Source organism: Lentibacter algarum, assembly GCF_018860975.1.
Taxonomy (GTDB): Bacteria; Pseudomonadota; Alphaproteobacteria; order Rhodobacterales; family Rhodobacteraceae; genus Lentibacter; species Lentibacter algarum_A.
On record NZ_JAHKQI010000003.1, the window covers coordinates 262,219 to 274,764 of the forward strand.

The 12,546-nt window shown below is 57.0% G+C and carries 14 protein-coding genes; 6 read left to right on the plus strand and 8 right to left on the minus strand.

The window, feature by feature from the left end:
* Window positions 1-5 precede the first annotated feature (5 nt).
* The 4 genes from KO498_RS04040 to ruvC are packed head-to-tail and all read right to left on the minus strand — an operon-like array spanning window position 6 to window position 2,860.
* On the minus strand, window positions 6-656 hold the full coding sequence (locus KO498_RS04040; RefSeq protein WP_215958590.1) for a DUF2927 domain-containing protein: 651 nt from the start codon (window positions 654-656) through the stop codon (window positions 6-8).
* Window positions 657-681: 25 nt separating this feature from the next.
* Window positions 682-1,701: a Holliday junction branch migration DNA helicase RuvB gene (ruvB, locus tag KO498_RS04045; protein ID WP_215958591.1), complete on the minus strand. Its 1,020-nt coding sequence runs from the start codon at window positions 1,699-1,701 to the stop codon at window positions 682-684.
* Between the two features lie 4 nt (window positions 1,702-1,705).
* The gene (ruvA, locus tag KO498_RS04050) at window positions 1,706-2,359 is read right to left on the minus strand and encodes a Holliday junction branch migration protein RuvA (protein ID WP_215958592.1); all 654 of its coding nucleotides are present in this window, start codon (window positions 2,357-2,359) and stop codon (window positions 1,706-1,708) included.
* A gap of 3 nt (window positions 2,360-2,362) precedes the next feature.
* Window positions 2,363-2,860, minus strand: a complete 498-nt coding sequence (gene ruvC, locus KO498_RS04055) for a crossover junction endodeoxyribonuclease RuvC (RefSeq protein ID WP_215958593.1) — start codon at window positions 2,858-2,860, stop codon at window positions 2,363-2,365.
* 319 nt (window positions 2,861-3,179) lie between these two features.
* Here ruvC and KO498_RS04060 point away from each other — a divergent pair, with 319 nt between their 5' ends.
* Window positions 3,180-3,389, plus strand: coding sequence for a DUF1127 domain-containing protein (locus tag KO498_RS04060; RefSeq protein WP_215958594.1), 210 nt, complete (start codon window positions 3,180-3,182; stop codon window positions 3,387-3,389).
* Window positions 3,390-3,469: 80 nt separating this feature from the next.
* Here the strand turns inward: KO498_RS04060 and KO498_RS04065 are convergent, their stop codons facing one another.
* The 3 genes from KO498_RS04065 to KO498_RS04075 all read right to left on the minus strand — a co-directional run bounded on the left by KO498_RS04065 (window position 3,470) and on the right by KO498_RS04075 (window position 6,049).
* Entirely contained in the window at window positions 3,470-3,814 is a 345-nt protein-coding gene (locus KO498_RS04065) for a hypothetical protein (RefSeq protein ID WP_215958595.1), read from the minus strand.
* A 108-nt stretch (window positions 3,815-3,922) separates the two neighbouring features.
* The gene (locus KO498_RS04070) at window positions 3,923-4,789 is read right to left on the minus strand and encodes a 50S ribosomal protein L11 methyltransferase (protein WP_215958596.1); all 867 of its coding nucleotides are present in this window, start codon (window positions 4,787-4,789) and stop codon (window positions 3,923-3,925) included.
* A 27-nt stretch (window positions 4,790-4,816) separates the two neighbouring features.
* Complete coding sequence (locus KO498_RS04075; RefSeq protein ID WP_215958597.1) at window positions 4,817-6,049, minus strand: MFS transporter; 1,233 nt, start codon at window positions 6,047-6,049, stop codon at window positions 4,817-4,819.
* A 113-nt stretch (window positions 6,050-6,162) separates the two neighbouring features.
* Here KO498_RS04075 and KO498_RS04080 point away from each other — a divergent pair, with 113 nt between their 5' ends.
* Entirely contained in the window at window positions 6,163-7,233 is a 1,071-nt protein-coding gene (locus tag KO498_RS04080) for a YeeE/YedE family protein (RefSeq protein WP_215958598.1), read from the plus strand.
* 1 nt (window position 7,234) lies between these two features.
* Here KO498_RS04080 and KO498_RS04085 read toward each other — a convergent pair whose 3' ends face one another.
* Window positions 7,235-9,430, minus strand: a complete 2,196-nt coding sequence (locus KO498_RS04085; protein ID WP_215958599.1) for a primosomal protein N' — start codon at window positions 9,428-9,430, stop codon at window positions 7,235-7,237.
* A gap of 86 nt (window positions 9,431-9,516) precedes the next feature.
* Between KO498_RS04085 and fsa the strand changes: the two genes are divergently transcribed.
* From fsa to KO498_RS04105, 4 genes are read left to right on the plus strand one after another with little or no spacing between them, the layout of a single operon-like run.
* A complete protein-coding gene (fsa, locus tag KO498_RS04090; protein ID WP_215958600.1) occupies window positions 9,517-10,170 on the plus strand; it encodes a fructose-6-phosphate aldolase in 654 nt (217 codons plus the stop codon).
* Between the two features lie 36 nt (window positions 10,171-10,206).
* Window positions 10,207-10,911, plus strand: coding sequence for a DUF484 family protein (locus tag KO498_RS04095; protein WP_215958601.1), 705 nt, complete (start codon window positions 10,207-10,209; stop codon window positions 10,909-10,911).
* Window positions 10,908-11,837 (plus strand): tyrosine recombinase XerC, encoded by a 930-nt coding sequence (locus tag KO498_RS04100; RefSeq protein WP_215958602.1) that lies wholly within the window; start codon window positions 10,908-10,910, stop codon window positions 11,835-11,837. The genes KO498_RS04095 and KO498_RS04100 overlap by 4 nt, the downstream gene beginning before the upstream one ends.
* Window positions 11,837-12,532: a CDP-alcohol phosphatidyltransferase family protein gene (locus KO498_RS04105; protein ID WP_215958603.1), complete on the plus strand. Its 696-nt coding sequence runs from the start codon at window positions 11,837-11,839 to the stop codon at window positions 12,530-12,532. The genes KO498_RS04100 and KO498_RS04105 overlap by 1 nt, the downstream gene beginning before the upstream one ends.
* The last annotated feature ends 14 nt before the right edge of the window (window positions 12,533-12,546 follow it).

Consider the following 12,546-nt stretch of genomic DNA (forward strand, 5'->3'; position numbering starts at 1 on the left):
GGCCTCTAAGTGTTGTCAGCCAAAACTATGCTAGCCCGCGCGCAAAGCCGCAAGGCAAAGCTTTTGTCTTGGTCGATGTCTGGCAGCGTTTTGTCATATGCTGCTTTCAATACTGCCGCGATGTCAGGCCGCAACACATGTGCTCCGTTGGGCAGCCGTGCCAGCGGGGAGCGCGTCGCGAAGGCAGACTGTGACCACAGCAGCGAAGTCTGCACCACCTCACTCAGCGCAAGGCTTTCAGCAGGCATTTCTGCCAAAACCTTTGTCACCCTGATAAAGCTGAACGCAGCTTTGATTGCCCCGGCCTCGTCAAACCTAAAGAAACGATATTGCTGCGCGTCCTGCGCCTTGAGCCGTCCGACAAGCTCGTTTAGGTCTGGCACCAACTTATCAAGGTCTGATACCTCAAGCAGTTCGTCCCACTCGCGAAAGAAGAAGACCATGAGATTGGAGCCGAGTTCGGCATCAGTTTCGGCCAATGGATGCTGCGTGAGCACCGACATCGCCTCAAGCGCGCCTTTGACAACGCTCACCGTCGCATCATCAACACCAAACACGATCGGAGCGATCGGCCTGCCCCAACGGGCAAACAAAAAGTTACCCTCAGCGCGTGTGAACAGCGTTTCGATATCGTCAGGTCTGAGTAAATCTGTCATGCCCGCGCTTCTAGCCGCTCAGCGCCTACTCGAAAAGATCATTTCTCGACTTCGGCGGTGTCAGCCCCAAGTGCTCCCAGCCCTTATGTGCCAGCATCCGCCCGCGCGGGGTGCGTTGCAGCAAGCCCCGTTGCAGCAAAAACGGCTCGATCACTTCTTCCAGCGCGTCGCGGCTTTCGCTCAGCGCAGCGGCGATGGTTTCAATGCCGACAGGCCCACCGGCATAGTTTTCAGCGATCAGGTTAAGATAGCGCCTGTCAGCCCCGTCAAGGCCGAGCGCATCAACGCCGAGGCGCAACAACGCCTTATCGGCAAGCTCCTGTGTGATAACGCCGTCGCCCTCCACAAGCGCAAAATCAACGACCCGTCGCAGCAAACGCCCCGCAATCCGCGGCGTCCCTCGCGAGCGCTTGGCAATCTCTTGCGCGCCGGCCTTGTCAGCCTTGATCTCAAGTTTTTGCGCATTGCCGCTGACAATCGTCTCAAGCTCTTCCACCGAATAAAACTGCAAGCGTGTCGGAATGCCAAAGCGGTCGCGCAGCGGCGTTGTCAGTAAGCCCAGCCGCGTGGTCGCACCGACAAGTGTAAAAGGCTGCAACTCAATGCGCACTGTGCGCGCGGCTGGCCCCTCGCCGATCACCAAATCAAGCTCGAAATCTTCCAATGCAGGGTAAAGCACTTCTTCGACCACAGGGTTCAACCGATGAATTTCATCAATAAACAACACATCATGGGCTTCAAGGTTGGTCAGAATAGCCGCCAAGTCGCCTGCCTTGGCCAGAACCGGCCCGCTGGTCATCCGAAAGCCGACACCAAGCTCTTTCGCGATAATCTGCGCCAGTGTGGTTTTACCCAAACCGGGCGGCCCGTGAAACAAAGTGTGGTCCATCGCGTCTTTACGCATCTTGGCGCTTTCGATGAACACCTTGAGGTTTGCCCGCGCCTCGGCTTGGCCAACAAACTCATTTAGGCTCTGAGGCCGCAAAGCGCGCTCAAGATCAGTTGGTTGGCTCTCGGGGCTTAGCATCGGCTCACGTTCATTCATGCTGTTACCCTTTCGGCGCCATCAGCTTCAACGCAGCCCTGATCAAGGCCGAAGTGTCATCGCCCGCGCCTTCGTTCTGGGCCTGCGCCACAGCCGCAGCCGCCTCGCCTGGGGCATAACCAAGGTTGGTCAGCGCCGAGAGTGCCTCAGATTGCGCAGCTCCGCCAGCAACAGGCTTGCTCGGCACAGGCGTAATATCTTCCAAAACGCTATCGTCATCGGGCGCCGCAGCTTCGCCACCAACCAACGCCATCACCGTAGGAGCTTTATCCTTCAGATCAAGCACCACCCGTTGCGCCGTTTTGGGGCCGATACCCTTGGCAGCCTTCACAGCGTTCCAGTCGCCCAGCGCAATCGCGCGGCTCACGTTCTCGGCTCCTAATGTGCCCAAAATCGCCAGTGACGCCTTCGCGCCAACGCCTTGCACAGACATCAGCAATCTGTGCCATTCCTTCTCGACCAGCGAGGTAAAGCCAAACAGCTGCAAATTGTCTTCGCGCACCAGCAAATCGGTATAGAGCGCCACAGCCTCGCCCGCACGAGGCAAAGCTTGCATTGTGCGCTCCGAACAATAGACAAGGTAACCCACGCCTTTGACATCAATCAGCACATGGTCATCAGATCGGTAATCAATCCGCCCGGCTATCTTTCCGATCATTCGCTAGCTTCCTGTCTTTTGCAGCAATAACTGGTTATACTTGTGGTGGTGCGCGTGGCAAATCGCAATCGCCAAAGCGTCGGCCGCATCGGCACTCGTGACATCCGCGCCGGGCAGTTGCATCTTCACCATGTGCTTTATTTGCTCTTTGCTTGCATGACCCACTCCAACAACCGTTTTCTTAACCTTGTTGGGTGCGTACTCGCCAACACGCAACCCGAACTGCGCGGGAACCAGCAGTGCAATGCCTCTGGCTTGTCCGAGCTTCAGAGTGCCCGCACCGTCCTTGTTGACAAAGGTCTGCTCAACAGCGGCAGTCTCGGGCGCAAACTCGCGGCAGATATCAGTCAACTGGCGATGCAGCGAACACAGCCTGTCAGCCAGATCGGTGCCTTCCGAATGCACGACTCCGTTGGAAACAAAGCTCAACTTGCTGCCGGATGCCTGAATCACACCCCAACCCATGTTTCGCAAACCGGGATCTATCCCTAAAATGCGCATTGCTACTCACTGCCCTGTTGCTTTTTTGAAGCACTAGCACGAAACAAGAACATCTGCCAAGCATTAACAGTCAAAGCACAAAAACGCCACAATGTCGCTGGGTTGCGGCACGGGGGCTCTGCAAACGGCGCAAATCGTCTGTTTGCGACACCCAAAAAGCCGCATTTAGGCCATAAAATTAAGGCGGTTTCCCGCCTATCCGACCCATGTAAAAATTGCATGGCTCATATGCAGTTTTCAGTCTTGTGAGATGCAAACTTCAGGCCTAGATGCGGCTCAGACAACACTGACCATAACGCAACAAAAAAGGAATACGGATATGGCCTCAATCGAATTCACACGCACCGAGCAAGTCATTGCTTCAAATGGCCGTATCGGCCAGTTCTTCGCACCCATCATCGCTATGGTTTCGGCTTGGAACGACGCACGTATTACACGCAATGCGCTTTCAACGCTCTCTGATCGCGAGCTTGAAGACATCGGCCTCTGCCGTGGTGACATCGAACGCATCGCAGAGCAGCACATCTAAAGCTTCTGCTTAGGTCCAAACGGACGAAAGCCGCGCATCCGGTCAGGAGCGCGGCTTTTTTTTGAAGGAACTAGAAAGAACTAGCGGATAAACCCGCCGACCATTGACGCAACTACATAGGTTGGTTTTCCGGGTTGCAAAAGCCAGGCTCCAGCCTTTTCAACAACCGTTCCGGATTGCAGCAGTTCAACTTTGGAGTGGTATTTTTCTGGGCCGTAGTTGGCAAACACCACGCCCTTGAACAGGATTCCGACACCAAGGATGAGCGCGATTGCTCCCAAGGGGAACCCTACCCCCGAGCGCCGCGGGCGAACCGAAATAAGCCCTGTTTTTTCGACGCGGAAAGAATACCCGCGACTCATTGCGCGGTGTTTCTTGGATACGCGCCCAAGACGTTTATCAAATTTTTCAACTTTACCGGACATGGCAGTCTCCAGTGAGCCCCCACCGGATTGCAAATGAGTTTCCCGCTGAAATGTGGCAAAACTAGGGCAACTGCCTTAAATTAGACGAGAAATCGCATAAATCTGATCTTAATTTGTCAGTAGAAGCGTCGTCCAGTCACCAATCACATCTGACCGCACTTCATTGATCCCATTTCGTGCATAAACAGCCAGAACTTCCTCGGCCTGTTCGTTCAGAATTCCGGACAGAATCGCATAGCCGCCCTTGGTGAGATTCGCCGCAATTTCGGGTGCCAGCGCCAGCAATGGCCCTTTGAGGATATTGGCAAAGATCAGCTCGAACGGTGCAGCCGAGGCCAGATCAGGGTGATCAAATCCCGCCGCCTCAATACACTCGATGCGCCCCGCAAGCCCGTTGGCTTTCGCATTGGCGAGCGCGACATCAACCGCCACTTCGTCAATGTCACTTGCCAGAATGCGCGCATCCCAAAGCCGCGCTGCCCCCATCGCCAGAACCGCCGTGCCACAGCCGATGTCTGCAACTGTTTTGGCTGCAAACCCTTCATTGGCAAGGTGATCAAGTGCTCGCAAGCACCCAAGCGTGGTGCCGTGGTGCCCTGTGCCAAAGGCCATCGCCGCTTCAATCAGCAATGGCTCGGAGCCCGTGGGCAGCTTGTCGGCATCGTGGCTGCCATAAACAAAAAACCGCCCCGCCTCGACTGGGGCCAAATCCCGCTTAACTTTCGCAACCCAGTCGGTTTCCGGAATGTCGGAAACAACGAAGGCCTTCGCGCCGTGCATCGCTTCAAGCAACGCCAGCCCGCCCAAATCAGGTGCCTCTGTGAAGTATCCGGCAACCTCCCAAATTCCCGAGCCGTCTTCCATCTCGAACACGCCAACGCCGGTTGGCGCAGGCAACATGTTTTCGAGCGCTTCGCCAAGCGCCTCGGCGCTGGCTTTTGTGGTGAGAGTTGTGAAGGCTGAGTAGCTCGTCATTGGGGTTTTCCGATTATGAAGAAGTAACTAGGCAGTGCTCGGGCTGGTGCCTTGACTGAAGATTGTTTCGTTGCCGCGCATGGGGTGCCGGGGGATCATCAACGCCAAAGCAAACGAACCCACCGCCATCATCGACGCAAGGCCGAAAACCGCCGCTGGCGAAATGAGCCACAAGTAGCCAAGACCCGCCGGCAAAAATACCGCCGCGATGTGATTGATCGTGAAGGCCACAGCGGCTGTCGGTGCAATGTCTTGTGGGTCGGCGATCTTTTGGAAATAGGTCTTAAGCGCCAAAGCCAAAGCGAAAAACACATGGTCGACAACATAGAGAAACCCGGCCAGCATCACCCCCCATCCGAACCAGTAAATGCCGCCGTAAGCGAGAAACACAAATGCCAATCCGCAGTATTCAAATAGCAGGGTGTTGCGTTCACCAAAGCGGTGAACAACATGGCCGAACACAGGCGCAATGACGATGTTGATCACCAGATTAATCAGGTAAAGCGCAGTGATCTCATGCACATCAAACCCGAACTTCTCGACCATCATAAAACCGGCAAACACCATGAATATCTGCCGGCGTGCACCCGCCATGAATTGCAATGCATAATAGAGCCAGTAGCGCTTGCGCAGGATCATCTTCTTGACCTGCGGATGCGGCGCTTCAAACTGCGGGTAAGCAAACAGACAGAACAGCGCGAGCGCAACTGTCACGCCGCCGGCGACCATATAAACAATGTTGTAAGTCAGGTTCAGCGGCTCCCAGAGCAGAACGATGAAAAGGTAGCAAATCAGCGTCGCACCGGAGCCCACAGCGAGAAGATACCCCAGCACTTTCGGCGCCCGTTCTTTGGGCAACCACTGCAACTGTAGCGATTGGTTGACTGTCTCGTAATAGTGAAAGCCGATCGACGACAGCATCGTCAGTGTCAGAATACCTGCGAAAGAAGGAAACCACGCCGTCACAGCCGTCGCGACCCCAAGCATAACCAAAGCCACAAGGCCCAAGACTTGCTCGCGAATGAAGATGATCAAGGCGATCACACCCACCGCCAGAAACCCCGGAATCTCGCGCACAGTGTGCAGCCAGCCGTTGTCAGAACCGTCAAACTTTCCAACCTCGATAACAAAGTTGTTGAGCAGGGCGCTCCAAGTGGCAAAGGCTATCGGCATTGTGAAAGCCATGACAAACAACAGCGTTTCAGGACGCCGCCAAAGAGGCAGCGTTGCGCTATCGGAAAGGGGGACAATTCGGGACATGCAAATCGCATATTCCGTTTTTGGGGCAAGGCCCAGAAGTTTCTACAATCTGATGTAAGTCAAAGCATACACATTCGACTTCATGCATACTAGGTTCCAAAGCGAGGGACACCATGGACATTGTTGCACTGATTGAACGGATTGGCGAAGCGCCCACTGTCGCGCTGTTCGGGCTCATAACCGGATGTGTCTTCGGGGTTGCGGCCCAACGCAGCAGGTTTTGCTTGCGCGCTGCTGCGGTTGAGTTTGCGCGCGGCATGCTGAAAGACAAAGTCGCCGTTTGGCTTCTGACATTCTCAACAGCTCTTGTCTGGGTGCAAGGCGCTCAGCTTTTAGGTTGGTTTCAAAGCGCTGATGCCCGAATGATGGCAGTGCCCGGAAGCTGGTCCGGTGCAGTTATTGGTGGGCTGATATTCGGTGCCGGTATGGTGTTGGCGCGTGGCTGCTCGGGCCGGCTTCTGGTGCTGGCGGCAACGGGGAACCTGAGGTCGGTCGTGTCCGGATTGGTGTTTGCCGTGGTCGCACAAATGTCACTTTCGGGCGTTCTTTCGCCTGTGCGCGACAACTTAGCTATGCTTTGGGTAACATCGGGCGGCCGCAACCTTGATTTGCTGGCCGCAAGTGGCCTGCCGGACTACGCAGGGTTGCTGCTCGGGCTCGCCATAGCCGCACTGGCGCTCTACTTTTCCTTCAAAGAAAAGATCGGGGTTATGCGGCTCGTCTTTGCATCCGGCGTCGGCTTCTCTGTGGCACTAGGCTGGGTTCTGACGTTTAGCCTGAGCCAGGTCGTGTTTGACCCGATCCAGATTGAAAGCGCGACGTTTTCTGGCCCGTCGGCGCATACACTTATGTTTTTCCTCGATAGAAACGCCGTGCTGGAATTTGATGTCGGGCTCGTGCCCGGCGTCGTTATCGGCGCGTTCGGTGCGTCGATTTTGACGGGCGAATTCAAGCTCCAGGGGTTCACCGACGAAAGCAACATGCGCCGCTCGATGACAGGCGCAGTGCTCATGGGCTTTGGCGCGATGCTGGCCGGTGGCTGTGCAATTGGTGCAGGCGTTACCGGCGGCTCTATCTTTGCTGGCACGGCGTGGCTGGCGCTGTTTTGCATGTGGATCGGCGCGGTTGTGACCGACTATATGGTCGATCAGCGCAATGCTGGAGCGAGTGCACAAGCCATATAGATTAGAAGAAATTCTGTGGATCAATGTCGATGCTAAGGCGCAGTTGGTTGGGCAATTTCAGGCCCTTGGTCCATTGACCCAGCGCAGCTTGCAACGGCGTGTCCTTTGAAGCTTTGACAAGCAAGCGCACACGGTGCCGGCCACGCACACGCGCGATGGGTGCTGGTGCGGGCCCGAAAACTTGCGCGCCCACGGCCTCAAGCGCTTGTGCGTTGCGGGCGAGGTGTTCACCAAGCTCATAAGCGTCCTGCGCTTCGGGGGCGCTGATGATAATGCCTGCGAGACGGCCAAAAGGCGGCATGCCCGACAGGCGGCGCTCGTCAGCTTCCGCGCGCCAAAACTGGCGCTCTTCACCCGACATGATCGCGCGCAGAACTGGGTGCTCGGGCTGATAGGTCTGCAACATGGCAACGCCGCGCTTTTCTGCCCGTCCGGCTCGGCCGGAAACTTGCCGCATCTGCTGAAAGCTGCGCTCGGCGGCGCGCATGTCCGAGCCTTGCAAGCCCAAGTCAGCGTCGATCACCCCGACCAGTGTGAGCAAGGGAAAGTTGTGCCCCTTGGCCACGAGCTGCGTGCCAATGATGATATCCGCGCTGCCTTCGGCAATGTCGGTGATCTGTTGTTTAAGTGCCCTCGCCGAGCCAAACAGATCAGACGAAAGCACGGCAATGCGCGCGCCCTCAAAGCGCTCGGCGGCTTCCTCTGCAAGGCGCTCGACACCGGGGCCGACAACAGCGAGGCTATCCTCTGCATCACAAGAGGGGCAGACCTCGGGGATAGGTTTGCTTTCGCCGCACTGGTGACACATCAGACGCTTTTGAAACCGGTGTTCAACCATCCGCGCATCACAATGGTCACAACCGATCTGCTCACCACATTTGCGGCAAAGCGTGACCGGTGCATAGCCGCGGCGGTTCAGAAACAAGAGCGACTGCTCGCCCCGCGCCATGCGGGTTTTGACTGCAGTTTCCAGCACCGGCGATATCCAACGGTTCGAGGGCAAGGTTACCTGTCGCATATCAATAGCGCGCAACTCCGGCAGCACGGCCTCGCCGTAGCGCGCGCCAAGTTCGACGAGATCATATTTGCCCGACTGCGCGTTCGTCCAGCTCTCCAGGCTCGGTGTTGCCGAAGCCAGAACAACCTGCGCCGAGCACAGCGACGCGCGCAAAACCGACATGTCGCGGGCGTTGTAAAGCACCCCGTCTTCCTGCTTGTAAGAATTGTCGTGTTCCTCATCGACGACGACAAGCCCCAAGTCGCGGAACGGCAAAAACAGCGCCGAGCGCGCGCCGATCACCAGCTGTGCTGCGCCCTCGCCGACCATCTTCCAGGTGCGGCGGCGCTCGGTCATGGTAACGCCCGAGTGCCACTCGGCCGCACGCGCTCCAAAGCGGGCCTCAACGCGGTTCATGAACTCGGCACTGAGCGCGATTTCCGGCAAAAGCACCAAAGCCTGCCGCCCCTTGCGCAGGGTCTCGGCGATGGCCTCAAGGTAAACCTCGGTCTTGCCAGAACCGGTGACGCCCCAAAGCAATGTGCTTGAATAGACTTCCGCCCTCACCCGCTCGCAAAGCTCGGCACTCGCCGCCTCCTGCGCCTCCGTAAGCTCCTTGCGGCCATAGTCTGGCTGCAAGGCCGGAAAGGGCAAGTCGCGCGGGGTGTCTTCCTCAAACACCGCGCCGAGCTTGACCATGCCTTTGATCACCGAGGGCGTTACACCCGCATGATCAGCCAACTCACGCTGTGTAAATGCCAAACCGCCGTAGTCGTCAAACACCTGCAGCACACGGCGGCGCGCGTCGGTCATCCGCTCCGGCTCTTTGCTCCCCCTACGGTAGACTTTCTGCATCGACGGCGGGTTTGCCAGCCCCGGCGCTCGCGTTGCCAAGCGCAGCATTTGCGACAGGGGCGTTAGTGTGTATCCGGCACATTTCTCCAAAAATGACCGCATCTCAGCGCGCATCGGTGCAACATCGAGCACACGGTGCACCCCCCGCGCCTTCTTCAAGTCAAAGCCGCCGCGCCCCCTGCCCCAGACAACACCCACAACCTGCCTTGGCCCAAGCGGCACCTGCACATATGCGCCCAAATGCACACCGCCCTCGGGTGCCTTATAGTCAAGCCTCCGGTCAAGCGGCTCGGTTGTAAGCACGCTGACAAGCTCGCCTTCATGGAAATAGTCGTCGCTCGGCACTAGCTGCTCCGGTTTGGGGTTTGCGCAGGTCTTTCTATGGGGTAAAGCTTCCAGCAACAATTCCCAAGCCAAGAAGGCCGAGACAAATGAAATTTTTTGTGGACACCGCCGAAATCGACGAAATCGCCGAGCTCAATGACTTGGGCATGGTTGATGGCGTCACAACAAACCCCTCGCTGATCATGAAGTCAGGGCGCGACATCTTGGAAGTCACCAAGGAGATCGCTGAACTGGTAGAGGGCCCCGTAAGCGCCGAGGTTGTGGCCCTTAAAGCCGACGAGATGATTGCAGAAGGCCGCAAGCTCGCCGAGATCGCGCCAAACATCGCTGTCAAAGTGCCCCTAACATGGGATGGGCTCAAGGCCTGTAACACGCTGACAAACGAAGGCCGTATGGTTAACGTGACGCTTTGTTTCTCGGCAAACCAGGCCCTGCTCGCCGCCAAAGCGGGTGCGACATTTATCAGCCCCTTCATTGGACGGCTTGATGACATCAACATCGACGGCATGGAACTCATTGAAGATATCCGCACCGTCTATGATAATTACGGCTACCAAACCGAAATTCTGGCCGCGTCGATCCGCACCGTAAACCATGTGCTCGAATGCGCACGCATCGGGGCCGATGTGATGACAGCGCCGCCAAAAGTGATCAAAGCGATGGCCAACCACCCGCTGACTGACAACGGCCTAGCGGCGTTTATGGCCGACTGGGAAAAAACTGGTCAAAAAATTCTGTAAGCATGTTATAAGCAGCAAAAAGAACAAGAGGCACGCATGAGCAGCAAGCCACGTATCGAAGACAACCTGCGCGAAAAAATCATCACGCAGCCTGACGTTATCCTTGACGATCAAGACCTTATGCACGCCCTCATCGCCGCCAACGAGCGCTCGATGGGCGGCAATATCGTTGATCTGCGCGGCATCGCCATGGAGCGTCTTGAGGCCCGTCTTGACCGGCTTGAGGACACGCATCGCAGTGTCATCGCCGCCGCTTACGAAAACCTGGCAGGCACCAACCAAGTGCACCGCGCTATCTTGCGCATGCTTGATCCGGTTGAATTCGAGGCTTTCCTGAAAGACCTCGACGGCCCTGTTGCCGACATCCTGCGCGTTGATTGCGTAAAGTTGGTGCTCGAATCCGATCAAGGAAATAGCGACGCCACTGTGCAGCGCCTAGGAGATGTGCTGACAGTTGTTGAGCCCGGCTTCATCGAGAAATACCTCAATGCCGGCGCCACGCTTGATGCGCGGCAAGTCACCCTGCGCCAACTTGAAGAAGGGGCGCCAATATACGGCGACGCGGCTGGGTTTATCCGCTCGGAAGCCTGCCTGAAACTCGACTTGGGCGAGGGCCGTCTGCCCGGAATGTTGCTCATGGGCGGTGAAGACCCGCACCAGTTCACACCGCAACAGGGCACAGACTTGCTGTCATTCTTTGCTGGCGTTTTTGAAAGAGCGATGCGCCGCTGGTTGTCATGAGTGCAGTCTCTCCTGCCCTTCGGGACGCTGTTCAAACCTGGCTTGAGACGCATCGCGCCTTAAAAGGTGCGTCTGACAATACCATCGAGGCTTATAGCCGCGATGTGCATGATTTTCTCAACTTCATAGCCCATCACACTGGCGGCGACGCGGGGCTTAATGCCCTGAAAGCGCTGAGAATATCAGACATCCGCGCGTGGATGGCCAGCCTGAGAAGTGACAACCTCACTTCGCGTTCAATCGCGCGCAAACTCTCCTCGACAAAGAGCTTCTTTCGCTGGCTTGGTGAGCGAGAAGGTTTTGAAGCCACCGCTATTCTCAATGCCCGAGCACCGAAATTCCAAGCCAAGCTGCCGCGGCCCCTCGCGCCCGATGCGGCCCGCGATGTGCTGCAAACCGTAGAGTTGCAGTCAGCCACGCCTTGGGTTGGCGCACGCGACACGGCTGTCATCACCCTGCTCTATGGTTGCGGCTTGCGGATTTCGGAAGCGCTAGGCCTGACGATGGATCAGGCCCCTCTGCCAAACGTGCTGCGCATCACAGGTAAAGGCGGCAAAGAGCGTATTGTGCCCGTGATCGACGCCGCCCGCGATGCTGTCACGACCTATCTCAAACTTTGCCCCTTCACTGGAGAAAGCGGCCCGCTGTTTCGCGGTGTGCGCGGCGGTGCTCTGAGCCCGCGCATTGTGCAAAAAGTCATGCAAAACACTCGCATGCAGCTTGGCCTGCCCGCCTCTGCCACGCCCCACGCCATGCGCCACTCCTTTGCCACGCACCTGCTCACAGCCGGGGGCGACTTACGCGCCATCCAAGAGCTACTCGGGCATGCGTCGCTCTCCACAACCCAAGCCTACACAGCCGTTGATGCCCAGCACCTTTTGGATGTATACGAAAAGTCACACCCCAAATCTGCGAGCAATTCCTGATGACAGCCCAATCCAAAGCCCTCGGCGTCCATTTGCTAACAGCAACAGGCGCCGTTTTCGCCATGTTAGCCATGTTAGAAGCGATCCAGAAAGACTGGGCGATGATGTTCGTCTGGCTGATCGTCGCCTTCGCAGTTGACGGCATCGACGGCCCCCTCGCGCGGCACTACGACGTGAAGGAAAACGCACCGCAGTTTGACGGTGTGCTGCTTGACCTGATCATCGACTACCTCACTTACGTCTTCATCCCCGCCTATGCGCTCTATGCGTCAGGGCTGATGGACGGCTGGCCAGGCTGGGTTGCGATCATTGTAATCACCTTTGGTTCCGCCATGTATTTCGCCGATACACGCATGAAAACAAATGATAATTCCTTTTCCGGATTCCCCGGATGCTGGAACATGGTCGTGCTTGTGTTGTTCGCTCTTACGCCGCCAAAGCATGTTTGCCTTTTGCTGGTCACGATCCTCACAGTCACGATGTTCGTGCCTATCAAGTTCATTCACCCGGTCCGCACCGACCGCTGGCGCGCAGTGTCGCTGCCAATGGCACTGGTCTGGACAGTCTTCGCAGGTTTCGCCGCATGGGAAAACTTCGTCCCTGCCCCGCTGGTCTTTTTCGGGTTGATGATCACCTCGATCTACCTGCTCATCGCCGGTGCCGCCCAACAGGTGCTTTACGGGGCTGACGGGTAACAGAAAAAAAGAGC

Coding starts and splice junctions, on each gene's coding strand:
- KO498_RS04065 (WP_215958595.1), bottom strand. CDS start 3,814: ATGTCCGGTAAAGTTGAAAAATTTGATAAACGTCTTGGGCGCGTATCC.
- KO498_RS04095 (WP_215958601.1), top strand. CDS start 10,207: ATGAGCAGCAAGCCACGTATCGAAGACAACCTGCGCGAAAAAATCATC.
- KO498_RS04105 (WP_215958603.1), top strand. CDS start 11,837: ATGACAGCCCAATCCAAAGCCCTCGGCGTCCATTTGCTAACAGCAACA.
- KO498_RS04040 (WP_215958590.1), bottom strand. CDS start 656: ATGACAGATTTACTCAGACCTGACGATATCGAAACGCTGTTCACACGC.
- KO498_RS04080 (WP_215958598.1), top strand. CDS start 6,163: ATGGACATTGTTGCACTGATTGAACGGATTGGCGAAGCGCCCACTGTC.
- fsa (WP_215958600.1), top strand. CDS start 9,517: ATGAAATTTTTTGTGGACACCGCCGAAATCGACGAAATCGCCGAGCTC.
- ruvA (WP_215958592.1), bottom strand. CDS start 2,359: ATGATCGGAAAGATAGCCGGGCGGATTGATTACCGATCTGATGACCAT.
- KO498_RS04060 (WP_215958594.1), top strand. CDS start 3,180: ATGGCCTCAATCGAATTCACACGCACCGAGCAAGTCATTGCTTCAAAT.
- ruvB (WP_215958591.1), bottom strand. CDS start 1,701: ATGAATGAACGTGAGCCGATGCTAAGCCCCGAGAGCCAACCAACTGAT.
- ruvC (WP_215958593.1), bottom strand. CDS start 2,860: ATGCGCATTTTAGGGATAGATCCCGGTTTGCGAAACATGGGTTGGGGT.
- KO498_RS04075 (WP_215958597.1), bottom strand. CDS start 6,049: ATGTCCCGAATTGTCCCCCTTTCCGATAGCGCAACGCTGCCTCTTTGG.
- KO498_RS04100 (WP_215958602.1), top strand. CDS start 10,908: ATGAGTGCAGTCTCTCCTGCCCTTCGGGACGCTGTTCAAACCTGGCTT.
- KO498_RS04070 (WP_215958596.1), bottom strand. CDS start 4,789: ATGACGAGCTACTCAGCCTTCACAACTCTCACCACAAAAGCCAGCGCC.